Raw genomic sequence first — 24,110 nt, forward strand, 5'->3', positions numbered from 1 at the left:
GTCATCTCTTTAGAGAGAAGTTGTTATTCTTCGATAGTCGGAAGAGGCTGCTCGTCAGGGATGGTTACCTGTAGCTGAATCACACGACGGTTATCTGCTGATGTTATTTTGAAATGGTAGTTTCCAATTTCTACAATTTCGCCACGAACAGGCAGATGACCGAGTGCTGTCATTACCATACCACCCACAGTATCGACTTCATCATCACTGAAGGAAGTGTTAAACGTATCGTTGAACTCTTCAATGGTGGTTAAAGCTTTAACCGAATAGGTATGCTTACTCAGCTTACGAATATCTAGCTCTTCTTCATCGTCGAACTCGTCTTCAATTTCACCAACGATTTCTTCGAGGATATCTTCAATGGTTACCAGGCCAGAAACACCGCCAAACTCATCGACAACGATGGACATGTGGTAACGCTCTTCTTGGAACTCCTTGAGCAGGCGATCAACTCGCTTGCTTTCAGGAACAACCACGACAGGGCGAATCACTTGTTCGATATCAAATGGGGCACTTTCTGAACCCAAATACTTAAGTAGGTCCTTCGCTAATAGAATGCCTTCAACATGGTCTTTATCTTCACTGATCACTGGGTAGCGAGAGTGTTGAGCATCAGTAATAAGCGCAATCAATGTATCTAAATCATCGGTGCGTTCAACTGTAACCATTTGAGAGCGAGGCAGCATGATATCGCGTACTCGCATCTCTGAAATTTCCATAACACCCTCGAGCATGTCGCGTGTGTCGTGGTCAATTAGGTCATTAATTTCTGAGTCGCGGATTACATCTACGAGCTCTTGGCGATCTTTTACTTCACCTTGAAATAGTTGGCCTAGGCGTTCAAAGAAGGACTTTCTACTCGGACCTTCAGATTTTTTACTTCCCTCAGAAGTGGGGGGGTTACCTTCGTTCATGATTTCTCAAAAAATAACGCTATCAGAAGTGTGATAGCACACGTTACAACTCAGATTCCTGCGAAAATCACAGGTTCGATGAGTTATTGTTTCTCTGCAACCTACTTTACTAGAATCAATTTACTTTTCTAGAATATACGGGTCTTCAAACCCCATAGTTTGCATGATTTCTGTTTCGAGTGACTCCATCTCTTCAGCTTCATCATCTTCGATATGATCATAACCTAGCAGATGCAGACTGCCATGTACAACCATATGAGCCCAGTGTGCTAGCAGAGGCTTATTTTGCTCTTCTGCTTCTTTTTCGACAACTTGGCGGCAAATAATGAGGTCACCCAGTAGATCTAATTCCATTCCTGGTGGTGCTTCAAATGGGAAAGACAGCACGTTAGTTGGCTTATCTTTTCCACGATAATCATGATTGAGCTGGTGGCTCTCTTCTGTATCAACAATACGAACGGTGAGCTCGGCATTCTCTTGAAACTGAGGAATTGTCTTATCTAACCAAAGCTGAATATCTTGCTCAGTTGGAAGTCCTTGCTCATTTTCGACCGCTATTTGCAGGTCTAGTTCAATAGACATCTATTTATCACCTTGTTCTGTAATTACAGAGCTATTTTGTGTTGCTAATTGTGTCGTAACGGCTTGCTGAGCTTCAAGAAGTTTGGCTTCACGCTCTTCACGTTTGCGCTTTTCAAACTCTTTGCGCTCTTTCTGGTCTTTTGCTTCCCACTTCTCGTACGCATTGACGATACGAGCAACGACAGGGTGGCGAACGACGTCTTCGGACATGAAGAAGTTAAAGCTAATGTCATCCACTTCGTTGAGTACTTCAGTTGCATGACGCAGACCTGACTTAGCTCCTCGAGGTAAATCGATTTGCGTAATATCACCTGTGATCACAGCGCGTGAGTTAAAACCGATACGGGTTAAGAACATCTTCATCTGTTCTACCGTGGTGTTTTGGCTCTCATCAAGAATGATAAACGCATCATTTAATGTACGACCACGCATGTAAGCCAGTGGCGCAACTTCAATCACGTTGCGCTCAATCAGTTTCTCAACACGCTCGAAGCCAAGCATCTCAAACAATGCATCGTAAAGTGGACGCAAATATGGGTCTACTTTTTGGCTTAAATCACCCGGTAGGAAACCAAGCTTCTCACCGGCTTCAACAGCGGGGCGAGTCAGTAGGATTCGGCGAACCTCTTGGCGTTCAAGTGCATCAACCGCAGCCGCAACAGCTAAGTATGTTTTACCAGTACCAGCAGGTCCAATACCAAAGGTGATGTCATGAGTGACCATGTTCATTAGGTATTGAGCTTGATTTGGTGTGCGTGGTTTGATGACGCCTTTTTTAGTTTTAATGGTCACTTCTTTGCCGTAGTCGATTTCAGACTCGACGTGTTGCTCCAAAATGCCAGACTCAGTGACCGCCAGATGTACTTGCTCTGGTTCGATATCGATTATGTTGCCTTTAACTGGAGCCGTTTCAACATAGAGGTGTTTGATGATGTCTAAAGCTGCGGCAGTTGTGTGAGGCTTACCGACAATGGTGAAAAAGTTGCTACGGTAATTAATCTCTACACCAAGGCGACGCTCAAGGTGCTTGATGTTGTCGTCGAATGGTCCGCATAAACTTGCCAAGCGCTTGTTGTCTGCTGGCTCTAGATTTATCTCTAAGGTAACGATTTTATTGCTCAAATTAGCCTCTCATTTTGTGCCACTCACTCTTAAATAAAAAAAGAGCAAGAAGCCCGATTTAGACCGGGCTTCTGGATGGTGATATCCCTATTTCTAAGATGGTCACTTAGTTAGGTAATTTCAAGCTTTGTGTTTGAGCTTTGTGCTCAAACAGTTGTATTACCTATGGCGTAAACGTGGCTACACCTAGCTCGTCTTCACGTTTTGTTTTTTCCATCATTTCTGCTGGAGTCATTACAACGCGTAGACCCATGTCTTTTTCTGTGCGAACTAGCTCACCACGTAGTGAGTTGGTGTAAACCTCAGTGATCTTCACGTCTACGAACTGGCCGATTAGGTCTGCAGAACCTTCGAAGTTCACAACACGGCTGTTTTCAGTACGGCCACGCAGTTCCATTAGATTCTTTCTTGATGGACCTTCAACAAGGATACGCTGCTCTGTACCTAGCATTAGGCGAGAGAAACGCATAGCTTGTGTGTTTACTGTCTGTTGCAGCTCCCACAGGCGATCTTTCTTCTCTTGTGCTGGTACATCACATGGGTAATCTGCGGCAGGTGTACCTGGACGAGGAGAGAAAACAAAGCTGAAGCTCATATCGAAATCAACTTCTTTAATTAGCTTCATTGTATCTTGGAAGTCTTGCTTAGATTCACCAGGGAAACCTACAATAAAGTCAGAGCTGATTTGAATATCAGGACGAGCTTTACGCAGTTTGCGGATAATAGACTTGTACTCGATTGCCGTATGCGGGCGTTTCATCATCGTAAGAATACGGTCACTACCACTTTGTACAGGCAAGTGTAAGAAGCTCACTAGCTCTGGCGTATCTTTGTAAACTTCAATGATGTCGTCACCAAATTCAAGCGGGTGGCTTGTAGTGAAACGAATACGGTCGATACCATCGATAGACGCAACTAGGCGAAGTAGTTCTGCAAATGTGCAGATGTCGCCTTCGTAAGTAGGGCCACGGAATGCGTTTACGTTTTGGCCTAGTAGGTTTACTTCACGTACGCCTTGCTCTGCCAGTTGTGCAACTTCGTAGAGCACATCATCCATTGGACGGCTAACTTCTTCACCACGAGTATATGGCACAACACAGTAAGTACAGTACTTAGAGCAGCCTTCCATGATAGAAACGTAGGCTGTTGCACCGTCTGCTTTAGGTTCCGGCAAGTTATCGAACTTTTCGATCTCAGGGAATGAGATATCCATTACTGGCTTTTCGTTAGACAGTGATGACTTAATCATCTCTGGCAGACGGTGTAATGTTTGTGGGCCGAAGATAACGTCTACGTACGGTGCTCGTTGACGAATGTGATCACCTTCTTGAGTTGCTACACAGCCACCCACACCGATCACCACACCTTCTTTTTTATCTTTAAGCGTTTTCCAACGACCAAGCTGGTGGAATACTTTTTCTTGCGCTTTTTCGCGGATAGAACAAGTATTCAATAGTAGTACGTCTGCTTCCTCAGGTACTTCAGTTAGCTCATAGCCATTTGCAGCGTTAAGCAGGTCGGCCATTTTTGATGAATCGTATTCATTCATCTGACAGCCCCAAGTTTTAATTAGCAGTTTCTTACTCATTATATGTTCGCTCGATCGTTAGTTTAATTTAAGGGAGCAAATCGCCCATTATTCATCCGCCAGCATTGTTTGTCATAATTCGGTATTCAATTTTATGACTGGCTCTAGCGGCAAGCGGCGTATTGTACTGGTTTCAAAACCGACTGACTAGTAGTCTGAACAAATCTCTTATGTAGTGGTTTTTATTATTGCTAACGCCATATACCATAAGGGATAACCCTTTTTTCGAATAAGGTTTTTGGTTACAAGTTAGTTATGAAAAAGTACAATCAAAAACAGTCAAAGAATCAAACTGATAAGTACAAAATATGAACAGTTACGATATTGTGGTAGTCGGTGGCGGCATGGTTGGCGCAGCAACAGCGGTCGGCTTTGCAAAGCAAGGGCTGAGTGTTGCGGTGATCGAAGGTTTTGCCCCACAAGCTTTTGATGAGTCACAAGCGATGGATACTCGTGTGTCTGCGATTTCTCAAGCATCGGTCGATTTACTTGAAGGTCTTGGTGCGTGGCAAAGTATCGCAGCGATGCGCGTCTGTTCTTACAAGCGTTTAGAAACGTGGGAGCATCCAGAGTGTCGTACTCGATTTGATGCTGCATCACTGGATCTGCCTCGTCTAGGCTATATTGTTGAGAATAGGCTCATTCAACTAGGATTATGGTCTCAATTTGATGCCTACGACAATCTCGAACTGTTATGCCCAGAAAAGCTGGATGAGATTGAGTTTGGTGAGACCAATATCGTTAAGCTTCAATCAGGAGCTGAGTTATCAGCGAAGTGGGTGGTTGGTGCTGATGGCGCGAACTCAGCCGTTCGTCAGCAAGCTGGAATTGGCATTACAGCTTGGGATTACCGACAGCACTGCATGCTTATCAATGTCGAAACCGAACAGCCTCAACAAGATATTACTTGGCAGCAATTCCTACCAAGTGGTCCTCGTTCATTTTTGCCATTGTGTTCTCTAACCTCTGACGGTCAAGAAGTCGGGCAGGGATCGTTGGTTTGGTATGACTCCCCATCTCGTATAAAACAATTATCATCGATGAGCCCTGAAAAGCTGCGTAATGAAGTACTCGCTAACTTCCCTCCGGAACTGGGAGACATCAAAGTCCTCAACTCTGGTTCGTTCCCTCTCACTCGTCGTCATGCGCAATCTTACGCTAAGAACAATTGTATTCTGGTTGGAGATTCGGCACATACGATTAACCCTCTAGCAGGTCAGGGTGTTAACTTGGGCTTTAAAGATGTGGCTGCACTATTGGATATCACCAAAGAGAAAGGTGAATTGAATCAATCTGTGGCGAGACGCTATGAAGTGATCAGAAGAGGTGACAATCTAATGATGCAAAGTGGCATGGACTTCTTCTATAAAACGTTCAGTAATGACATTGGCCCGTTAAAGTTTGTCCGCAATGCTGCACTAAAGTTAGCAGAAAACTCAGGGCCGATTAAAGCTCAAGTCTTGAAATACGCCTTGGGCCTTTAAAACGGTTAGATCAGGTTGTTTATATAGAGAAGGAGAGCCGATGCTCTCCTTTTTTGTTTTTGTTGTAATGCTTATTGTTGCTGAGTGACGCAAACTGGTGCATCAAGGTCTAACGAGTAATCGGTATAGGTCAGAGAGCCATCTTCAACATTTCGTTTGAATGACGTGAGGTTGTTGGAGTGCTGGTTTGCGGAGATAAGCCATTGTCCGTCATTAGTGATATGAAAGTCGCGAGGGAACTTGCCTTCAATATCGTAACTGTCCATAAATATGAGCTTTTGAGTAGTTGAATCTATTCGAAAACAACTGATTCTTGATTGATGTCGGCAAGATACGTAAAGGAATTGCTCATCTGGCGATAGCTTAATTGCAGCCGCGGCTTCTCCTTTCTCCGTATTAGGAAGTGCGTCAACCTCTTCCACAATATTCCACAGCCCTAAAGACTTCTCCAAAATCAATATCGTCTCCGAGAGCTCACACACCACATAGGCTTTATCTTCAGCTTGGTTAAAGACTAGGTGACGAGGTCCATTCCCTGCTGGCACTTTAATAGACTGCATTGGCTCATCAAGGAATTCTTCTTGTTCTTCGTCGAAGCAATAGAAGTTGATTCGATCGGCTCCGAGATCGACGGTAACAAACTGCGGAGAGTTATTCAGGAAAAGGCTTTGATGAGCATATGGGCCAGTTTGTCTTTCTTTGTTCGGCCCTGAGCCAACCATTTTGAGTGTTTTGAGTCGTTTATCGATATTACCATTGATACTTAAACTAAAGATATCGAATGTCCCTGACGAGTATTGCGATGTAATAGCAAACTTATTGTGGGGATCTATCGCAACGTGGCAGGGGTGATCCCCCGAGATGAGGCCTGTATTGGACGTGATTTGTGAGTCAACATTAGGTATATGAATGAGCTTCGGTTGTTTCTTTTGCTCAACCTCAGCTGCTGTATAGATACCAGACTTTGTCGCGGTGATAAAAGAGGGGTTATGACATTCGGCAATAAGCTCTAGAGGTAATAGTTTTCCTGTTTCTAGATCTAACTGAGTTTGATAGACACCTTGGCTATTACTTGGAGAATCTGTGTAGCAACCGATCGTTAAAGGGAGGGTTTTCATAGGTAGTCATACTCAGTTAGGAAATGGAGCAGACATTGTCTAATAAAATCGCAGTAAAAGTGAGGTTATAGAAGAGAATACTTGGTGACTTGGCTTGCAGATTTACATACTCCAGATAAAACAAAACCCAGCTAAAAAGCTGGGTTTCATTCAATGATGGTGCGGTCGGAGAGACTTGAACTCTCACACCTCTCGGCGCCAGAACCTAAATCTGGTGCGTCTACCAATTCCGCCACGACCGCAGCAAATCTTTATAGTTATATCGACATTGGTGATTCAATATAACGTTGTTTGTACTTTTTCTTTCATAAAGAAAGAATGGTGGCTACTGCGGGATTCGAACCTGCGACCCCATCATTATGAGTGATGTGCTCTAACCAACTGAGCTAAGTAGCCAATAATGAATTTTATGTATTCACTATTTTATCTCTAATTAAAGAGAAATAATGGTGCGGTCGGAGAGACTTGAACTCTCACACCTCTCGGCGCCAGAACCTAAATCTGGTGCGTCTACCAATTCCGCCACGACCGCAGCAAAGCTTTTACTCTAGCAAAGAGTATAGTTAAGAAGACTTATGGTTTGTCTAAGTAACGTTGTAATGGCTGGGCTACCTGGATTCGAACCAGGGAATGCTGGCATCAAAAGCCAGTGCCTTACCGCTTGGCGATAGCCCAACAGGATATCAATTAAGATATCTAAATAATGGTGCGGTCGGAGAGACTTGAACTCTCACACCTCTCGGCGCCAGAACCTAAATCTGGTGCGTCTACCAATTCCGCCACGACCGCAGCAAAGCTTTTACTCTAGCAAAGAGTATAGTTAAGAAGACTTATGGTTTGTCTAAGTAACGTTGTAATGGCTGGGCTACCTGGATTCGAACCAGGGAATGCTGGCATCAAAAGCCAGTGCCTTACCGCTTGGCGATAGCCCAACAGGATATCAATTAAGATATCTAAATAATGGTGCGGTCGGAGAGACTTGAACTCTCACACCTCTCGGCGCCAGAACCTAAATCTGGTGCGTCTACCAATTCCGCCACGACCGCAGCAAAGCTTTTACTCTAGCAAAGAGTATAGTTAAGAAGACTTATGGTTTGTCTAAGTAACGTTGTAATGGCTGGGCTACCTGGATTCGAACCAGGGAATGCTGGCATCAAAAGCCAGTGCCTTACCGCTTGGCGATAGCCCAACAGGATATCAATTAAGATATCTAAATAATGGTGCGGTCGGAGAGACTTGAACTCTCACACCTCTCGGCGCCAGAACCTAAATCTGGTGCGTCTACCAATTCCGCCACGACCGCAGCAAAGCTTTTACTCTAGCAAAGAGTATAGTTAAGAAGACTTATGGTTTGTCTAAGTAACGTTGTAATGGCTGGGCTACCTGGATTCGAACCAGGGAATGCTGGCATCAAAAGCCAGTGCCTTACCGCTTGGCGATAGCCCAACAGGATATCAATTAAGATATCTAAATAATGGTGCGGTCGGAGAGACTTGAACTCTCACACCTCTCGGCGCCAGAACCTAAATCTGGTGCGTCTACCAATTCCGCCACGACCGCAGCAAATCTTTATAGTTATATCGACATTGGTGATTCAATATAACGTTGTTTGTACTTTTTCTTTCATAAAGAAAGAATGGTGGCTACTGCGGGATTCGAACCTGCGACCCCATCATTATGAGTGATGTGCTCTAACCAACTGAGCTAAGTAGCCAATAATGAATTTTATGTATTCACTATTTTATCTCTAATTAAAGAGAAATAATGGTGCGGTCGGAGAGACTTGAACTCTCACACCTCTCGGCGCCAGAACCTAAATCTGGTGCGTCTACCAATTCCGCCACGACCGCAGCAAAGCTTTTACTCTAGCAAAGAGTATAGTTAAGAAGACTTATGGTTTGTCTAAGTAACGTTGTAATGGCTGGGCTACCTGGATTCGAACCAGGGAATGCTGGCATCAAAAGCCAGTGCCTTACCGCTTGGCGATAGCCCAACAGGATATCAATTAAGACATCTAAATAATGGTGCGGTCGGAGAGACTTGAACTCTCACACCTCTCGGCGCCAGAACCTAAATCTGGTGCGTCTACCAATTCCGCCACGACCGCAGCAAAGCTTTTACTCTAGCGAAGAGTATAGTTAAGAAGACTTATGGTTTGTCTAAGTAACGTTGTTTGTTCTTCTTTCATAAAGAAAGAATGGTGGCTACTGCGGGATTCGAACCTGCGACCCCATCATTATGAGTGATGTGCTCTAACCAACTGAGCTAAGTAGCCATCTGAGAGCGAAGTAATATAATATAATCTCGCTTCCAATGCCATTATCTTTTTAAAGATAATTACACTTTAAATTGTGGCTGGGCTACCTGGATTCGAACCAGGGAATGCTGGCATCAAAAGCCAGTGCCTTACCGCTTGGCGATAGCCCAACAATGATATCAATTAAGATATCTCAATATGGTGCGGTCGGAGAGACTTGAACTCTCACACCTCTCGGCGCCAGAACCTAAATCTGGTGCGTCTACCAATTCCGCCACGACCGCTTTACTTTCCTAAAAACTCTTTGTTGTTAAGAGATAGATGTTTAATAACAAACAGAGTGCTTAGGAAATGGTGGCTACTGCGGGATTCGAACCTGCGACCCCATCATTATGAGTGATGTGCTCTAACCAACTGAGCTAAGTAGCCATTTCCAAATTGTTGCTCATTTCGAGACGTTGCCGCTTCGTTGTGAACGGGGCGCATTATGCGGAGTTGAGCGAAACCCGTCAACTTTTTTTTTGAATAAATCGCGAATAAACATCTGTTCGGTTTCTTTTTAGGCAAAGAGGTGTATTTGTCGACAAAAAACAGGTCTAAAAGGCGATATATATAGGAAGTTAAGTTTTGGATGTGGGGCTATTTCTAAAGGGGGAAAACAAAAAGGCCAGTGAATTCACTGGCCTTTTTTCTAGATGTTTAATCAGAATTATACGTTGAAGCGGAAGTGAACTACGTCACCATCTTTAACGATGTATTCTTTGCCTTCAAGACGCCATTTACCTGCATCTTTTGCTCCGCTTTCACCGCCAAACTCGATGAAATGTTCGTAGCCAACTACTTCTGCACGGATGAAACCTTTCTCGAAGTCGGTGTGGATCTTACCAGCTGCTTGCGGCGCTGTTGCACCGATAGGAATAGTCCAAGCTCGAACTTCTTTAACACCGGCAGTAAAGTAAGTTTGAAGAGTCAGTAGCTCGTAACCAGAGCGGATCACTCGGTTAAGGCCTGGTTCTTCAATACCCATGTCAGCTAGAAACTCTTCACGATCTTCATCGTCAAGCTCAGAAAGTTCAGATTCGATTGCAGCACACACAGCAACAACAACGTTGTTCTCTTTTTCTGCATATTCGCGAACGGCGTCTAGGTAAGGGTTGTTTTCAAAACCATCTTCAGCAACGTTTGCAATGTACATTGTTGGCTTAAGCGTTAGGAAGTTAAGGTAGTCGATTGCTGCTACTTCTTCTTTGCCAAGTTCAACAGTACGAGCCATACCACCTTCAGTCAGGATAGGTAGAAGCTTTTCAAGAACTGTAGTTTCAAATTTAGCGTCTTTATCTCCGCCTTTTGCTTTTTTAGCATTACGGAAGATTGCACGTTCACAGCTATCTAGATCGGCAAGAGCAAGCTCAAGGTTGATCACTTCGATATCTTCGATTGGAGATACTTTGCCTGAAACGTGAACGATGTTTTCGTTTTCAAAGCAGCGTACAACGTGACCGATAGCATCAGTTTCACGGATGTTAGCTAGGAATTTGTTACCTAGACCTTCACCTTTAGATGCGCCAGCAACTAGGCCTGCGATATCTACGAATTCCATTGTCGTTGGAAGGATCTTCTGTGGATTAACAATTTTTGCTAATGCATCTAAGCGTAGATCTGGAACCGGAACGATACCTGTGTTTGGTTCGATTGTACAAAATGGAAAGTTTGCTGCTTCGATGCCTGCTTTAGTCAGTGCGTTAAACAGAGTTGACTTACCAACGTTTGGTAGACCAACGATGCCACATTTAAAACCCATGATATAAACCTTATTCTGCTTTGAACGTATGTAAGCGATTTTGTGCTTTTGGTAGGCCATCTTTTAATAAGATGTCTAGGCTACGAACCGATTCGTCAACGACAGCCTCGATACACTCTTGCTCTTTCGCAGGAGCTTTGCCTAATACATAACCTGCAACTTTATCTTTGTGTCCTGGATGGCCAATGCCTAATCTAAGACGATAGAATTCTTTATTGTTACCCTGCTTGCTGATGATGTCTTTCAGACCATTATGTCCACCATGACCACCACCTTTTTTAAACTTTCCAATACCAGGAGGAAGATCTAACTCATCGTGAGCAACCATGATTTGTTCTGGTTTAATTTGGTAGAACTTTGCTAAGGCAGCAACAGCTTTGCCTGACAAGTTCATAAAAGTCGTTGGGATCAGCAAGCGAAGATCTTCACCATGAACCATGATACGACCCGTTAGGCCAAAGAACTTTGGTTCGTTCTTTAGTGTCACGTTATGTACACGCGCTAATTCTTCAACTACCCAAGCACCCGCATTGTGGCGAGTTTTGGCGTATTCTGGACCTGGATTAGCCAGTCCAACGAGAAGTTTTATTTGTTGGCTCAAGGTATGGATCTCTCTTGGGATTTCAAAAAGCGCCGTATGATATCACAGTTTATGAAAAAGGTGCGAGCTAGCTGATAGCAACACGATGATTCCTGACTGTGGTGAATTGCGGCTTAATATTGGTTAGACATAAAAAAAGCACTTCATTCAATGAAGTGCTTAATGTGTCTCTCTCACGAGTTCTAAAACAAAGCTTTTCTACAACAAAGCTATAGAGCTTTGATTAGTTAAACATCGCTGAGATTGATTCTTCGTTGCTGATGCGGCGAATTGCTTCAGCAAGCATGCGAGAAAGGCTTAGCTCAGTCACTTTGCCTGTCGCAGCCATCTCTGGAGAAAGCTTGATTGAATCTGTAACAATAACTTGGTCTAGAACTGAGTTACGAATGTTTTCTGCAGCAGTACCAGAGAATACAGCGTGAGTAGCGTAAGCGAATACACGCTTAGCACCGCGCTCTTTAAGCGCTTCAGCTGCTTTACACAGTGTGCCACCAGTATCGATCATGTCATCAACGATAACACAGTCACGACCTTCAACATCACCGATCAGGTTCATTACTTCAGAAACGTTAGCACGTGGACGACGCTTATCAACGATAGCGATGTCAACATCACCTAGCGCTTTAGCGGTTGCACGAGCACGTACAACACCACCAAGGTCTGGAGAAACCACTACTGGGTTTTCTAGGCCACGGTTAGCCATGTCTTCTAGAAGAACTGGAGTGCCGAAGATGTTATCAACAGGTACATCGAAGAAGCCTTGGATTTGCTCTGCGTGTAGGTCGATAGTAAGAACGCGGTCAACACCAACGTTAGAAAGGAAATCTGCAACAACTTTTGCAGTAATAGGCACACGAGCAGAACGTACACGACGATCTTGACGGGCATAACCGAAGTAAGGGATTACAGCAGTAATACGGCCAGCAGAAGCACGGCGCATTGCGTCAATCATTACCACCAATTCCATAAGGTTGTCATTGGTTGGTGCACAAGTTGATTGAATCAGGAATACATCGCTACCACGAACGTTTTCATTGATTTGTACAGCGACTTCGCCATCAGAAAAACGGTCTACAGTAGCATCTCCAAGAGAGATGTATAGACGATCAGCAATACGTTGGGCTAGTTCAGGTGTTGCGTTACCAGCAAATAGCTTCATATCAGGCACGGTGGAAACCTCGGGTTGCGTCCAGTTTTAAATAGATTGTGGGTGGGCTGATTGGTATTCAGCCAAAGTTTCTTTTAAAGGCGAAATGTTTCGTCCCTTAGCGATAAACGCGGAAACTGTGTCAGACAGTTGCTCTAGCACCGATTCGGCTTCTTTTTTGCTGCTAAATTCAGCAAAAACGCACGAACCAGTACCAGTCAATCTCGACGGCGCGTATTGTAGCAGCCATGAAAGTTGCTTATCAACCTCTGGGTACAGCATTCGCACAATTTTTTCGCAATCGTTTACGTATTCTTGCTCTAGAAGCGTTGATAGTGCTCGCTTCGGCGTATTTCGAGTTAATTCTGAATGTGTGAATATGTCTACAGTTGCTATGCTCACTTGAGGTTTAGCAACGAGATACCATTTCTCATCCGGATTAGCGGGTTGTAATTGCTCACCAACACCTTCAGCAAAGGCGGCGTGGCCTCGAACGAAGACCGGAACGTCTGCACCAAGCTTTAAGCCAATCTCTGCTAACTGATCATCGCACAGGTTGAGTTGCCATAAATGGTTGAGAGCGACCAACACGGTTGCGGCATTTGAAGAACCTCCACCAATGCCACCTCCCATAGGAAGCACTTTCTTTAACTCAATATCCGCACCGAAAGTCGTCGATGTATATTGTTGAAGGGCAGTAGCGGCTTTCCAAATTAGGTTATCTTCTGTCGCAACCCCTGGAATCTCTGGTGTGATGGTTATTGAGCTTGTTTCTCGGTTTGCGGTAACCGTGAGTTCATCACCAAAGTCGACAAACTGAAATAGGGTCTGAAGTTCGTGATAGCCATTGTCACGTCGACCTGTGATATAGAGAAATAAATTCAGTTTAGCCGGAGAGGGCCAATGGGTTGGTGTTGTTATCATTTTTTCAGTGTCCACTTCGAAACTACAATGTTGATTTTGTTCTCGTCTTGCTTGAATGACAAACGAGTAGGGAGTGGGATTGTCTCTACCTTAGTGTTGTCTTCACCAGATAATAGTTTACTCGGCATCTCTGTATTTCGATAGTTATCAAAATTCAGTGTCCATAGTTGGTTGCTAACTTGTTTGGTGAGAGATTCAAGCGTGTTGGTGGTGTTCAATTGGTAGCTATCGGCTTGGTCTGGAATGCCAAGGAACCATTGTGGTAGATGGTCAATGGGAATCTGTAATCCAGTAAGTTGCTCGACCAATACAGATGCACTTGCGTGAGTGAACACCTTATCATCATAAGTGACTACCTTGGCACCCGAACTGTCAATTGTGAGGTTCAAGGCGGTTTGACCAAGGAAAGTAGTGAGCCTCAATTGACTCTGATTTGGTGAATGCTTCCAAATGAAATTTAGGCTTTGGCGTTGCTCTGGAGAAATGTAAGCGAGCTTGCCTGAGGCTTGATAGTTTTCTATCTGTAAAAGCCGATCTTGGTGACTTTGCCACTCGACGCTGGTCGGTTGTTCTGGGATAGACGAGCAACCCACCATAATTATGGTTATAAAAATAAGAGACGTGATTTTACGAAGCTTGCTCATATTTGCTCACAACTTGTTCAAATTTATCTAAAAAACGTCTCAACTATAGCATTGAATTCACGAAGTCAGGAAAACAAATCCCGCTTGCTCTTTAAATAGAGCCATGCATCAAGTAAAATTCGCCCCTTGTTTCCATTCCCTGATCGAGAACTTCTGATACATGTCTTTGCTTGCCGTAGGTATCAATCACAATACAGCGTCGGTTGAATTGCGAGAAAAAGTCGCTTTTGGTCCAGATAAATTATCTGAGGCACTCAAGCAACTTAACGCAAATGCACACGTAAATGGAAGTGTCATACTTTCTACCTGTAATCGAACTGAAGTGTATTGTGACGTCAAAGGCGTGGCAAAAAACAAGCTCATCGATTGGTTGTCTGTTTTCCATCAAGTTAGCCCTGAAGAGTTAAAACCCAGCATTTATATCCATGAAGAGCAGGCCGCGATTAAACATTTAATGCGCGTAGCTTGTGGTTTGGACTCCTTGGTATTGGGTGAGCCGCAGATCTTAGGTCAGGTGAAGCAAGCTTATACGGACTCGCGAGAGAACAAATCTGTTGATGCTTCAATGGAAAAACTGTTCCAGAAATCATTTTCTGTCGCCAAGCGTGTTCGAACTGAAACTGAAATTGGCGGAAGCGCGGTATCTGTTGCTTACGCGGCCTGTACGTTAGCTAAACACATCTTTGAGTCGATTGCTGATTCAACCGTGTTATTGGTTGGTGCGGGTGAGACGATTGAATTGGTGGCTAAACACCTTTCTGCGAATGGCTGCACTAAGATGATAGTGGCTAACCGAACTCGTGAGCGTGCTTTAGGGCTAGCTGAAGCGTTTGGTGCTGAAGTGATCAGCCTGAATGAGATTCCTGACCATTTGCATAGAGCGGATATCGTGATCAGCTCAACTGCAAGCCCGTTGCCTATTATTGGCAAGGGCATGGTTGAAACCGCACTGAAGACAAGAAAGCATCAACCTATGTTGTTGGTTGATATTGCGGTTCCTCGTGATGTGGAATCTCAGGTCGGCGATCTGAATGATGCTTACCTATATTCCGTTGACGATTTGCAGTCGATCGTTGATGGCAATATTGAACAACGAAAAGTAGAAGCGATTCAAGCTGAAGCAATAGTTAGTGAAGAAAGCGCCGCGTTTATGAGTTGGATGCGTTCACTGCAAGCGGTAGACAGTATTCGTGATTACCGTAAATCGGCCAATGAAATCCGAGAAGATTTATTAAGTAAGAGTTTACAATCACTTGCCGCTGGCGGTGACCCTGAGAAAGTCTTACTTGAGCTAAGTAATAAGCTCACAAACAAATTGATCCATGCTCCAACGCGTGCACTTCAAAGTGCAGCTGAGCAAGGAGAACCTGCAAAATTAATGGTCATTAGACAGAGTTTGGGCTTAGAAAACCCTCAATAATATTCGACCTCCAACAGAATAAGACATTATGAAAGCCTCGATTCTAATAAAGCTTGAAACACTTGTTGAACGCTATGAAGAAGTTCAACATCTACTTGGTGATCCCGGTGTACTTGGGAATCAAGACAAATTCCGTGCCTTGTCAAAAGAGTATTCTCAATTAGAAGAGGTGACGGGGTGCTTCAAATCATACCAGCAAGCTCAAGAAGATTTAGAAGCTGCTGAAGAGATGGCAAATGAAGACGACGCAGAAATGCGCGAAATGGCTCAAGAAGAGATCAAAGATGCGAAAGCGAATATTGAACGTCTGACTGATGAGCTGCAAATTCTTCTGATTCCAAAAGATCCAAACGATGAGCGTAACTGTTTCTTAGAGATTCGTGCCGGTGCTGGTGGTGATGAAGCGGGTATTTTTGCGGGTAACCTTTTCCGCATGTACTCTAGATTTGCCGAGAAAAAAGGTTGGCGCGTTGAGGTGATGAGTAGCAATGTTTCAGAGCAGGGCGGCTTTAAAGAGATGATCGCTAAAATCAGTGGCGACGCTGTTTATGGCACAATGAAGTTCGAGTCTGGCGGTCACCGTGTACAACGTGTACCTGAGACTGAATCTCAAGGTCGTGTTCATACATCAGCTTGTACCGTTGCGGTTATGCCTGAGATCCCAGAAGCAGATCTTCCAGAGATCAAAGCGGGCGACCTTAAGATTGATACTTTCCGTGCATCAGGCGCGGGTGGTCAGCACGTTAACACCACGGATTCAGCAATCCGTATTACTCACTTACCAACAGGTACAGTAGTAGAGTGTCAAGACGAGCGTTCTCAGCATAAAAATAAAGCGAAAGCGATGGCTGTTCTTGCGGCTCGTATCGTTCAAGCTGAAGAAGAGCGTCGTGCTGCCGCGATTTCAGATACACGTCGTAACCTATTAGGTTCTGGTGACCGTAGTGACCGTATTCGTACGTACAACTATCCTCAAGGCCGTGTTTCTGATCACCGCATCAACTTAACTATCTACCGCCTGAACGAAGTTCTGGAAGGTGATATGCAAAGCCTGCTTGATCCTGTTCTACAAGAGCACCAAGCAGATCAACTAGCAGCACTTGCTGAGCACAACTAATTACTATGCAGTCAGCATATACGGTTGAAAGTGCTTTAAAGTCAGCAATCGTACAGCTTCAAGAGGGCGATAACACATCGCCCTCGATTGATGCTGCGGTACTGCTTTGTCACGCTTTAGATAAACCTAGATCTTACCTACTAACTTGGCCTGAGAAGCATCTCACTTCAGAACAAGAATCCGAATTTAATACCCTTCTAAAACGTCGCTTAACCGGTGAGCCTGTGGCTTATATTGTTGGTGAACGTGAGTTTTGGTCGCTGCCGTTAAAAGTTTCTCCTTCTACATTAATCCCACGTCCAGATACCGAGCGTTTGGTTGAAGTGGCGTTAGACAAAACGTATGGCAAACAAGGTGCGATTCTCGATTTAGGCACGGGCACAGGTGCTATCGCGTTAGCATTGGCGTCTGAAATGCCGAATCGACCAGTTACGGGCATTGATCTTCGCCCTGAAGCGCAGCAACTTGCTACAGAAAATGCACAACGCTTGAACATCACCAACGCCACCTTTTTACATGGCAGTTGGTTTGAGCCTTTGAACTCGGTGAATTCTGAAGAAGAAGCTGTGAAGTTCTCGTTGATTGTCTCGAACCCACCTTACATTGAGAAGAATGACCCTCATTTATCTCAAGGTGATGTGCGTTTTGAACCGATCACAGCGTTAGTTGCTGAAGAGAAAGGTTTAGCTGATATTCGATACATTTCTGAAAACGCACGCGGTTTTTTAGAAAACGAAGGCTGGCTAGCGTTTGAACACGGCTATGACCAAGGCTTGGCGGTACGTGAGATAATGCAACAACTGGGCTACTTGGATGTGGTTACAGAAAAAGATTACGGTGGTAATGACCGAGTGACATTGGGTCGTTACTGTTCATAGGCTGCTGTTAATCATCTTGTGAGCAATAGATGATGAACTTGCTAAATTGATACCTTTAACTCGACAATACACTTAACTCGATAATGCATTTAACGCGGAAATACAGAGAATTAACGCAGAAATACAGGGCATTAACGGGTATTGTTTGGCTCGTGTTAACGAAAGCACATATAAAAATATAAAGGAATACCATGTACGAAGGTTTAAAACATTTTCACCTACTAACGATTGCTATAAGCGCGCTACTTCTTTCGATTCGTTTCGCTCTGATGATGGTTAACTCACCAAAGCTTAAGCATCCTTTCTTGCAGCGTTTCCCTCATATCAATGACTCGTTGCTGCTGCTATCGGGTATTGGTTTGATTTTTATTACTGGTTTTATTCCATTTACACCAGCGGCACCATGGTTAACTGAAAAACTGACCTGTGTAATGGCTTACATCGCCCTGGGCTTCTTTGCGCTTAAGTTAGGTAAGAACAAGCTATTGAGAGTTTTTTCATTCTTTGGCGCTCTAGGCTGGCTAGCAATGGCAGGCAAAATCGCAATGACGAAGACACCAACATTTTTCGGTTAATTATCTCCTTATTTCGGTTAGTTACGTATGTACGAATTTTTTGATGAAGACTTTGACCAGCTAGAGTTAGCTGAAGGTGCATTGATCTTAAATAAAGCGATTAACCCAGAAACTCAAGACAGCTGGGCTGAGCAAGAACTGGCGAGATTGTTAAAAGACGCTGAGTTTGCTTTGGTTAATGAAACCGATGAGCAGCAGAAGTTTGAATCTTTTATTCGACTATTCTTTTACGAGTGGGGTTTTGCTGGCGATAAAGATGCGTACTTCTCTTCGGAAAACGCATTCATCGATAAAGTGCTCGAGAGAAAGAAAGGCATCCCTGTGAGTCTTGGTGCGATTTTTCTTTTTCTAGGTCGCAAGCTAGGCTTCCCTGTAGAGGGCGTCTCTTTCCCTACTCAATTCTTGCTAAAAGTGAGTTGGTACGGGCAAGCAGCCGTCTATATTAACCCTTACAACGGTGAGTATGTTGGCGTACAAACTTTACGAGCTTGGTTAATCGGCCATGATGGCCCACTCGCTAAGGTGAAAGCGGAACACTTAGAGGTTGCCGATCACCCAACGATTATTGGTAAGTGGCTAGCGTTGCTTAAGAGTGCATTATTGCGAGAAGAGCGTTATACGCTTGCATTGAAGTGTACTGATCTTGCGTTAACGTTTGTGCCGGATGATCCGTATGAAATCCGTGACCGTGGCTTTATTTATCAGCAGCTAGACTGTCATCAAGTTGCTGCAACGGATTACCAATACTTTATCGACCAATGCCCAGATGACCCTGCATCTGAGTTACTGAAATCTCAAGTGAACGTCATGAACGAAAAGACAGTGGTTGTTCACTAATTAATAATTATTTAGAGAGAATATGATGGAACAGAAAACAGTTCACATTGGTGACATGCCAATTGCTAACGACAAGCCATTTACGCTATTTGCAGGCATGAACGTTCTTGAATCTCGCGATCTAGCAATGCAGATCTGTGAGCATTACGTGAAAGTCACAGAGAAGTTGGGCATCCCTTACGTATTTAAGGCGTCTTTCGATAAAGCAAACCGCAGCTCAGTTCACTCATACCGTGGTCCAGGTATGGAAGAAGGTCTTAAAATCTTCCAAGAACTGAAAGATACTTTTGGCGTGAAGATCATTACTGATATCCACACAGAAGCACAAGCTCAGCCTGTTGCAGATGTGGTTGATGTAATTCAGCTTCCAGCGTTTCTTGCTCGTCAAACTGACCTTGTTGAAGCGATGGCTAAGACCGGTGCTGTAATCAACGTGAAGAAGCCTCAGTTCATGAGCCCAGATCAAGTGGGTAATATCGTTGATAAGTTTGCTGAGTGTGGCAACGACAACATCATTCTTTGTGAACGTGGTTCTTGCATGGGTTATGACAACTTAGTTGTTGATATGCTTGGTTTCGGTGTAATGAAAAAATCATCAAACGGCAGCCCAATTATCTTTGATGTGACTCACGCGCTTCAAATGCGTGATCCATCAGGTGCGGCCTCTGGTGGTCGTCGTGAGCAAACGGTTGAACTAGCTAAAGCTGGCATTGCGACGGGTATTGCTGGTCTGTTTCTTGAGGCTCACCCTAACCCAGATCAAGCACGCTGTGATGGCCCATCGGCGCTACCTCTAGATAAACTAGAACCATTCTTGAAGCAGATGAAAGCACTTGATGACCTTATCAAAGGCTTCGACCACATAGATATTAAATAGCTTTGGCTGATGCTAAATAACGAGCATTAAATCGCTAATGTTAGTGAGTTTAAGTGGTTATTTAACAGCATAAGATAAACGCCCAACTCTTAGAGTTGGGCGTTTTTTTTAACGGGACATCCGTTCAGTTCACTGAAGCCTCGGCCTATTTTGACGATGACTAAGTTGTTTTGACTATGACTAAGCTGTGTAGTCGTTAGTTAACCTGTTTTTCAGAGCACTAATCAACGGCAGATGATTAAATCTTTGTTAACAGAACCTTTGATTCCCTAAGAAAGTGGTATGGGTGTGTGAGGTCTGTCCTGTTTATAGTAAATTACTGATGTTCATCACACTTTATAAGTAAACGATTGCCTGTGATGCAGGGGAAGTTTGAGTGTAATCTCATAATTTTGTTACACTTAACTGCCGATCTATGCGTGACCAATTCGACATAAATATGAAATCGTCGTGTTACATCTAGAATGTTAATTTAAGATTAGTCATGTTGAAGTCTTATTGTTCGAACTCCAGGAAAGGGGTCGCAATAGATTATAAAAAGCAGTGGATTCCCCTAAAAAGTTCAAAGGTATGACAATGAAGCAACGCCTTATTCTAAAGACAGCACTAAGTGCTGCAATCCTAGCTACTCTAGCTGGGTGTGCGTCTCAATCAACTCAAGATTGGAACCAAGACGAAACTTACAAGCTTACGGTTCTACACACTAACGACAACCATGGTCGTTTTTGGCAGAACAAATACGGTGAATACGGCATGTCTGCGCGTAAAACGCTTGTTGATCAACTTCGTGCTGAAGTTGAAGCAGAAGGCGGTAGCGTGTTGCTTCTATCTGGTGGTGACATCAACACGGGTGTGCCAGAGTCAGATCTTCAAGATGCAGAACCTGATTTCAAAGGTATGAATAAAATTGGTTACGATGCAATGGCATTGGGTAACCACGAGTTTGACAACTCTTTAGACGTACTACAAAAGCAGATCGACTGGGCTAACTTCCCAATGCTATCTGCAAACATCTACGACAAAGCAACAGGCGAACGCAAGTTCCAAGCTTACGAGATGTTTGAAAAGCAAGGTATCAAGATTGCAGTTATCGGTCTAACCACTGAAGATACGGCAAAAATCGGTAACCCTGAGTTCATCGCGAGCATTGACTTCCGTGACCCTAAAGAAGAAGCGAAGAAGCTAATCGCTGAACTTAAAGAAACAGAGAAGCCAGACTTAATCTTCGCTGTGACTCACATGGGTCACTACGAAAACGGCCAACGTGGTGTTAACGCACCGGGTGATGTAGCACTTGCTCGTTACCTAAACGAAGGCGACCTAGACATGATCGTTGGTGGTCACTCTCAAGAGCCTGTATGTATGGAAGGCCCTAACGTTGCGAAGAAAAACTTCAAGCCGGGTGATGAGTGTAAACCAGACGTACAGAACGGTACCTACATTGTTCAAGCTCACGAGTGGGGCAAGTACGTAGGTCGTGCTGATTACGAATTCCGTAACGGCGAGCTAGAGATGGTGAGCTACGATCTGGTTCCAGTTAACCTTAAGAAGAAAGTTAAGATTGACGGTAAGAAGCAACGTGTTCTTATTCAAGATGAGATCGCACAAGACCCAGAGTTGCTTGAATTCCTACGTCCTTTCCAAGAGCAAGGTCAAGCACAGCTAGAAGTTCAAATTGCTGAGACAAATGGCAAGCTTGAAGGCGATCGTAACGTGGTGCGTTTCCAACAAACTAACCTAGGTCGTTTGATTGCGACTTCTCACATGGAGCGTGCACAAGCAGACTTCGCTGTGATGAACTCTGGTGGTGTTCGTGACTCAATTGAAGCGGGCAATGTCACTTACAAAGATGTACTGAAGGTACAACCTTTTGCAAACATCCTGACTTACACAGACATGACAGGTAAAGAAGTTCTAGATTACCTAAACGTTGTGGCGACGAAACCAATCGATTCTGGTGCTTACGCGCAGTTCGCTGGCATTTCAATGACAGTAGCAAACGGTGAAGTATCGAATGTCTTCATCGGTGGCAAACAGCTTCGTTTAGACGAAACATACCGTTTCACAGTGCCAAGCTTCAACGCGGCTGGTGGCGACGGTTACCCTAAACTTTCTGATCACCCTGGTTACGTGAACACAGGTTTTGTTGATGCTGAAGTACTGAAAGAGTACCTAGAAGCGAACAGCCCAGTTGACGTGAACAAGTACGCACCTTCTGGTCAAATGGTTTACAAGTAATTGAACCCAGTTGATTGAGTCAATAGGTGCTAAATTAGATTGACTCTAGCACCATGATAAATTTAACTAAAGCGACGCCTCGGCGTCGCTTTTTGTTTATCTATCGTTTGGATTTGTTATGACCCCTGCAATCAATCTCGCTAAGAAAAAGAAAATCGCTCATAGCGTGCATCAATATCACCATGATGCGAATAATACGAACTACGGATTAGAAGCCGTTGAAGCGCTTGGGCAGGATCCTAAACGTGTATTTAAAACGCTTTTGTTCTGTTTGAATGGCGTCGCTAAAGATTTAGCTGTTGCCGTTATTCCCGTTGATCAGAAGCTAAACCTGAAGCTTGCGGCAAAAGCGGCAAAAGGCAAAAAAGCAGAGATGGCGAACCCTGATATTGCTCAGAAAACTACGGGTTATGTGGTGGGTGGGATCAGCCCTCTTGGTCAGAAAAAAGCCTTGCCTACCTTTGTTCATTCCAGCGCGACAGATTTTGAAACGATATGCGTGAGTGCAGGGAAGCGCGGGCTAGAAATTGAACTCGACCCGAAAGACTTAGCGCTACTGACTCGCGGTCAGTTTGCTGATCTATGTTTATAGATTGTCGTCGTCATGATGATATAACTACCAAATGACAAACAAAAGCGCCCGCTAGATTAACCTAGCGGGCGCTTTTATATTGAGTGTCTATCCTGAAATGTGCTTGTACATTGAGGACGAATTATGACTACTTCTTCAGACCTAAAGTACCACCAACACGCTTCGGTGCAGGCTTACCGCTTCGACGATCGTTATTGTTGCGATCTGTGCGGGTGCGATCCGAACTGTTTCTATCTAAATTAGAACGCTCTGAACGAGAGTTCGATTTCCAGTTCTCGGTATTGCCACCGCTTTCACCATTCGATGAGTTACGGCCACGTTTCGAGTTAGGCGCATGACGGAATTCATCCGCATTATTACCGCGATAGGTGCGAGTACGGTTCTCGTTTTGATTACGGCGCGCTGTGGAAGTTTGGTTTTCTTCACGGCTATCAAAAAGTTTTGCGTCTGTCGCTTTGCGAATGCGTTGACCTTTCGCGTTCATTTTTGATGCATCTTCAGTACTTACAGAGCCTTCACACATCGCTAAAATTTCAGTGATCTCTTCGTCGCTCAGGTAGCGCCATTTCCCGTTAGGAATGCCGTCTAATGAGATGTTCATAATACGAACTCGGCGCAGCTTAAATACCTCGTAACCCAATGCTTCACACATACGGCGAATTTGGCGGTTAAGGCCTTGCGTTAGTGTAATTCGGAACGAAAACTTGGTTTCTTTCTCGACCTTACATGGCAAGGTAACAGTATCGAGAATATGAACGCCAGCGCCCATTTGCTTCAAGAACTCAGTCGTAATCGGCTTATCTACACGCACCACATATTCTTTCTCGTGGTTGTTACCTGCACGTAGGATTTTGTTTACGATGTCGCCATCGTTGGTCAAGAAGATAAGACCATCAGAAGGCTTATCTAGACGACCAATAGGGAAAATACGTTTGTGGTGGCCGATAAAGTCGACGATGTTGCCAGGAATATCACGTTCAGTAGTACAGGTGATGCCTGTTGGTTTATTAAGAGCAATGTAGATTGGCTTCTCTTTTGAGCGAACAGGTTTATTGTCGATCTCAACATCATCACCGGGCAAGACTTTAGTACCCATTTCAGGGATCTTACCGTTAATAGTAACTCGGCCTGCATCAATGAGTTTGTCGGCTTCGCGGCGTGAGCAAAAACCAGTTTCACTGATGTATTTATTAAGGCGTTTAGCTTGGGATTCTTGTGACATGATATTCTCTTAGCGTTTCACAACGGAAATATAGATAAACAAAAAGCAACCTTTTGATAGTTGCTTTGAGTTGGGATTCGTTAACTGAGGACAATTTTAGCACTTGGTGTGAGTCTAGGCACGAAATATCGATCTTGATGCAATTCGCTATCAGTGTACTTATCTGTTTCAA

At 44.1% G+C, this 24,110-nt stretch carries 20 protein-coding genes and 19 tRNA genes; 9 read left to right on the forward strand and 30 right to left on the reverse strand.

Features of this window, described 5'->3' with window-relative positions:
* Positions 1 to 23: 23 nt before the first annotated feature.
* From corC to miaB, 4 genes are all read right to left on the reverse strand, one after another.
* On the reverse strand, positions 24 to 914 hold the full coding sequence (corC, locus tag DUN60_RS02105) for a CNNM family magnesium/cobalt transport protein CorC (protein ID WP_004735253.1): 891 nt from the start codon (positions 912 to 914) through the stop codon (positions 24 to 26).
* Positions 915 to 1,034: 120 nt separating this feature from the next.
* Positions 1,035 to 1,496 (reverse strand): rRNA maturation RNase YbeY, encoded by a 462-nt coding sequence (gene ybeY / locus DUN60_RS02110; RefSeq protein ID WP_065113503.1) that lies wholly within the window; start codon positions 1,494 to 1,496, stop codon positions 1,035 to 1,037.
* The gene (locus DUN60_RS02115) at positions 1,497 to 2,618 is read right to left on the reverse strand and encodes a PhoH family protein (RefSeq protein WP_017087693.1); all 1,122 of its coding nucleotides are present in this window, start codon (positions 2,616 to 2,618) and stop codon (positions 1,497 to 1,499) included.
* Positions 2,619 to 2,781: 163 nt separating this feature from the next.
* A complete protein-coding gene (miaB, locus tag DUN60_RS02120) occupies positions 2,782 to 4,206 on the reverse strand; it encodes a tRNA (N6-isopentenyl adenosine(37)-C2)-methylthiotransferase MiaB (protein ID WP_004735256.1) in 1,425 nt (474 codons plus the stop codon).
* Between the two features lie 308 nt (positions 4,207 to 4,514).
* On the opposite strand from miaB, the gene DUN60_RS02125 reads away from it, so the two are divergent.
* Complete coding sequence (locus DUN60_RS02125) at positions 4,515 to 5,690, forward strand: 2-octaprenyl-3-methyl-6-methoxy-1,4-benzoquinol hydroxylase (RefSeq protein WP_114633074.1); 1,176 nt, start codon at positions 4,515 to 4,517, stop codon at positions 5,688 to 5,690.
* Between the two features lie 71 nt (positions 5,691 to 5,761).
* On the opposite strand, the gene DUN60_RS02130 is transcribed toward DUN60_RS02125, so the two are convergent.
* From DUN60_RS02130 to lolB, 25 genes are all read right to left on the reverse strand, one after another.
* Positions 5,762 to 6,808, reverse strand: coding sequence for a lactonase family protein (locus DUN60_RS02130; protein ID WP_114633075.1), 1,047 nt, complete (start codon positions 6,806 to 6,808; stop codon positions 5,762 to 5,764).
* Between the two features lie 157 nt (positions 6,809 to 6,965).
* A tRNA-Leu gene (locus DUN60_RS02135) sits at positions 6,966 to 7,050 on the reverse strand.
* A gap of 77 nt (positions 7,051 to 7,127) precedes the next feature.
* Positions 7,128 to 7,204 (reverse strand) — tRNA-Met (locus DUN60_RS02140).
* 51 nt (positions 7,205 to 7,255) lie between these two features.
* Positions 7,256 to 7,340 (reverse strand) — tRNA-Leu (locus DUN60_RS02145).
* A gap of 68 nt (positions 7,341 to 7,408) precedes the next feature.
* A tRNA-Gln gene (locus DUN60_RS02150) sits at positions 7,409 to 7,483 on the reverse strand.
* Positions 7,484 to 7,512: 29 nt separating this feature from the next.
* Positions 7,513 to 7,597 (reverse strand) — tRNA-Leu (locus tag DUN60_RS02155).
* A 68-nt stretch (positions 7,598 to 7,665) separates the two neighbouring features.
* Positions 7,666 to 7,740 (reverse strand) — tRNA-Gln (locus DUN60_RS02160).
* Positions 7,741 to 7,769: 29 nt separating this feature from the next.
* Positions 7,770 to 7,854, reverse strand: a tRNA-Leu gene (locus DUN60_RS02165).
* A 68-nt stretch (positions 7,855 to 7,922) separates the two neighbouring features.
* Positions 7,923 to 7,997: transfer RNA gene (locus tag DUN60_RS02170), tRNA-Gln, on the reverse strand.
* Between the two features lie 29 nt (positions 7,998 to 8,026).
* Positions 8,027 to 8,111 (reverse strand) — tRNA-Leu (locus tag DUN60_RS02175).
* Positions 8,112 to 8,179: 68 nt separating this feature from the next.
* Positions 8,180 to 8,254 (reverse strand) — tRNA-Gln (locus DUN60_RS02180).
* Between the two features lie 29 nt (positions 8,255 to 8,283).
* Positions 8,284 to 8,368 (reverse strand) — tRNA-Leu (locus tag DUN60_RS02185).
* A 77-nt stretch (positions 8,369 to 8,445) separates the two neighbouring features.
* Positions 8,446 to 8,522, reverse strand: a tRNA-Met gene (locus DUN60_RS02190).
* Positions 8,523 to 8,573: 51 nt separating this feature from the next.
* Positions 8,574 to 8,658: transfer RNA gene (locus tag DUN60_RS02195), tRNA-Leu, on the reverse strand.
* A gap of 68 nt (positions 8,659 to 8,726) precedes the next feature.
* Positions 8,727 to 8,801 (reverse strand) — tRNA-Gln (locus DUN60_RS02200).
* Between the two features lie 29 nt (positions 8,802 to 8,830).
* Positions 8,831 to 8,915, reverse strand: a tRNA-Leu gene (locus DUN60_RS02205).
* Between the two features lie 91 nt (positions 8,916 to 9,006).
* Positions 9,007 to 9,083 (reverse strand) — tRNA-Met (locus DUN60_RS02210).
* Positions 9,084 to 9,160: 77 nt separating this feature from the next.
* Positions 9,161 to 9,235: transfer RNA gene (locus tag DUN60_RS02215), tRNA-Gln, on the reverse strand.
* Positions 9,236 to 9,264: 29 nt separating this feature from the next.
* Positions 9,265 to 9,349 (reverse strand) — tRNA-Leu (locus DUN60_RS02220).
* Positions 9,350 to 9,417: 68 nt separating this feature from the next.
* Positions 9,418 to 9,494, reverse strand: a tRNA-Met gene (locus DUN60_RS02225).
* Between the two features lie 280 nt (positions 9,495 to 9,774).
* Positions 9,775 to 10,866 carry a redox-regulated ATPase YchF gene (gene ychF, locus DUN60_RS02230; RefSeq protein ID WP_026012356.1) on the reverse strand — a complete coding sequence of 364 codons (1,092 nt, stop codon included), beginning with the start codon at positions 10,864 to 10,866 and terminating at the stop codon, positions 9,775 to 9,777.
* Between the two features lie 10 nt (positions 10,867 to 10,876).
* Complete coding sequence (gene pth / locus DUN60_RS02235) at positions 10,877 to 11,467, reverse strand: aminoacyl-tRNA hydrolase (protein ID WP_114633076.1); 591 nt, start codon at positions 11,465 to 11,467, stop codon at positions 10,877 to 10,879.
* Positions 11,468 to 11,690: 223 nt separating this feature from the next.
* Complete coding sequence (locus tag DUN60_RS02240; RefSeq protein WP_012603389.1) at positions 11,691 to 12,635, reverse strand: ribose-phosphate pyrophosphokinase; 945 nt, start codon at positions 12,633 to 12,635, stop codon at positions 11,691 to 11,693.
* A gap of 27 nt (positions 12,636 to 12,662) precedes the next feature.
* Positions 12,663 to 13,538 carry a 4-(cytidine 5'-diphospho)-2-C-methyl-D-erythritol kinase gene (gene ispE, locus DUN60_RS02245; RefSeq protein WP_162808204.1) on the reverse strand — a complete coding sequence of 292 codons (876 nt, stop codon included), beginning with the start codon at positions 13,536 to 13,538 and terminating at the stop codon, positions 12,663 to 12,665.
* Positions 13,535 to 14,182, reverse strand: a complete 648-nt coding sequence (gene lolB / locus DUN60_RS02250) for a lipoprotein insertase outer membrane protein LolB (protein WP_114633078.1) — start codon at positions 14,180 to 14,182, stop codon at positions 13,535 to 13,537. Before lolB ends, ispE begins: the two co-directional genes overlap by 4 nt.
* Positions 14,183 to 14,342: 160 nt before the next feature.
* Here lolB and hemA point away from each other — a divergent pair, with 160 nt between their 5' ends.
* From hemA to ybaK, 8 genes are all read left to right on the forward strand, one after another.
* Complete coding sequence (hemA, locus tag DUN60_RS02255; protein ID WP_114633079.1) at positions 14,343 to 15,602, forward strand: glutamyl-tRNA reductase; 1,260 nt, start codon at positions 14,343 to 14,345, stop codon at positions 15,600 to 15,602.
* A gap of 28 nt (positions 15,603 to 15,630) precedes the next feature.
* Positions 15,631 to 16,719, forward strand: a complete 1,089-nt coding sequence (prfA, locus tag DUN60_RS02260; protein WP_004736236.1) for a peptide chain release factor 1 — start codon at positions 15,631 to 15,633, stop codon at positions 16,717 to 16,719.
* 5 nt (positions 16,720 to 16,724) lie between these two features.
* Positions 16,725 to 17,597, forward strand: coding sequence for a peptide chain release factor N(5)-glutamine methyltransferase (gene prmC, locus DUN60_RS02265; protein ID WP_114633080.1), 873 nt, complete (start codon positions 16,725 to 16,727; stop codon positions 17,595 to 17,597).
* A 191-nt stretch (positions 17,598 to 17,788) separates the two neighbouring features.
* Positions 17,789 to 18,172, forward strand: coding sequence for a SirB2 family protein (locus DUN60_RS02270; RefSeq protein ID WP_004736238.1), 384 nt, complete (start codon positions 17,789 to 17,791; stop codon positions 18,170 to 18,172).
* A gap of 27 nt (positions 18,173 to 18,199) precedes the next feature.
* A complete protein-coding gene (locus DUN60_RS02275) occupies positions 18,200 to 19,009 on the forward strand; it encodes a SirB1 family protein (RefSeq protein ID WP_017084479.1) in 810 nt (269 codons plus the stop codon).
* A 22-nt stretch (positions 19,010 to 19,031) separates the two neighbouring features.
* Complete coding sequence (kdsA, locus tag DUN60_RS02280) at positions 19,032 to 19,886, forward strand: 3-deoxy-8-phosphooctulonate synthase (RefSeq protein WP_175400146.1); 855 nt, start codon at positions 19,032 to 19,034, stop codon at positions 19,884 to 19,886.
* A gap of 576 nt (positions 19,887 to 20,462) precedes the next feature.
* A complete protein-coding gene (ushA, locus tag DUN60_RS02285) occupies positions 20,463 to 22,124 on the forward strand; it encodes a bifunctional UDP-sugar hydrolase/5'-nucleotidase UshA (protein ID WP_004736242.1) in 1,662 nt (553 codons plus the stop codon).
* A 118-nt stretch (positions 22,125 to 22,242) separates the two neighbouring features.
* Positions 22,243 to 22,716 carry a Cys-tRNA(Pro) deacylase gene (ybaK, locus tag DUN60_RS02290; protein ID WP_017076861.1) on the forward strand — a complete coding sequence of 158 codons (474 nt, stop codon included), beginning with the start codon at positions 22,243 to 22,245 and terminating at the stop codon, positions 22,714 to 22,716.
* A gap of 127 nt (positions 22,717 to 22,843) precedes the next feature.
* Here ybaK and rluF read toward each other — a convergent pair whose 3' ends face one another.
* Entirely contained in the window at positions 22,844 to 23,938 is a 1,095-nt protein-coding gene (rluF, locus tag DUN60_RS02295) for a 23S rRNA pseudouridine(2604) synthase RluF (protein WP_114633081.1), read from the reverse strand.
* Positions 23,939 to 24,110 lie beyond the last annotated feature (172 nt).

This window comes from Vibrio splendidus, from assembly GCF_003345295.1.
Lineage (GTDB): Bacteria > Pseudomonadota > Gammaproteobacteria > Enterobacterales > Vibrionaceae > Vibrio > Vibrio splendidus_K.

Excerpts from the sequence above, each read along its gene's own strand:
- corC (WP_004735253.1), bottom strand. The coding sequence starts at position 914 with ATGAACGAAGGTAACCCCCCCACTTCTGAGGGAAGTAAAAAATCTGAA.
- ybeY (WP_065113503.1), bottom strand. The coding sequence starts at position 1,496 with ATGTCTATTGAACTAGACCTGCAAATAGCGGTCGAAAATGAGCAAGGA.
- miaB (WP_004735256.1), bottom strand. The coding sequence starts at position 4,206 with ATGAGTAAGAAACTGCTAATTAAAACTTGGGGCTGTCAGATGAATGAA.
- DUN60_RS02125 (WP_114633074.1), top strand. The coding sequence starts at position 4,515 with ATGAACAGTTACGATATTGTGGTAGTCGGTGGCGGCATGGTTGGCGCA.
- DUN60_RS02130 (WP_114633075.1), bottom strand. The coding sequence starts at position 6,808 with ATGAAAACCCTCCCTTTAACGATCGGTTGCTACACAGATTCTCCAAGT.
- ychF (WP_026012356.1), bottom strand. The coding sequence starts at position 10,866 with ATGGGTTTTAAATGTGGCATCGTTGGTCTACCAAACGTTGGTAAGTCA.
- ispE (WP_162808204.1), bottom strand. The coding sequence starts at position 13,538 with ATGATAACAACACCAACCCATTGGCCCTCTCCGGCTAAACTGAATTTA.
- lolB (WP_114633078.1), bottom strand. The coding sequence starts at position 14,182 with ATGAGCAAGCTTCGTAAAATCACGTCTCTTATTTTTATAACCATAATT.
- hemA (WP_114633079.1), top strand. The coding sequence starts at position 14,343 with ATGTCTTTGCTTGCCGTAGGTATCAATCACAATACAGCGTCGGTTGAA.
- prfA (WP_004736236.1), top strand. The coding sequence starts at position 15,631 with ATGAAAGCCTCGATTCTAATAAAGCTTGAAACACTTGTTGAACGCTAT.
- prmC (WP_114633080.1), top strand. The coding sequence starts at position 16,725 with ATGCAGTCAGCATATACGGTTGAAAGTGCTTTAAAGTCAGCAATCGTA.
- DUN60_RS02270 (WP_004736238.1), top strand. The coding sequence starts at position 17,789 with ATGTACGAAGGTTTAAAACATTTTCACCTACTAACGATTGCTATAAGC.
- DUN60_RS02275 (WP_017084479.1), top strand. The coding sequence starts at position 18,200 with ATGTACGAATTTTTTGATGAAGACTTTGACCAGCTAGAGTTAGCTGAA.
- kdsA (WP_175400146.1), top strand. The coding sequence starts at position 19,032 with ATGATGGAACAGAAAACAGTTCACATTGGTGACATGCCAATTGCTAAC.
- ushA (WP_004736242.1), top strand. The coding sequence starts at position 20,463 with ATGAAGCAACGCCTTATTCTAAAGACAGCACTAAGTGCTGCAATCCTA.
- ybaK (WP_017076861.1), top strand. The coding sequence starts at position 22,243 with ATGACCCCTGCAATCAATCTCGCTAAGAAAAAGAAAATCGCTCATAGC.
- rluF (WP_114633081.1), bottom strand. The coding sequence starts at position 23,938 with ATGTCACAAGAATCCCAAGCTAAACGCCTTAATAAATACATCAGTGAA.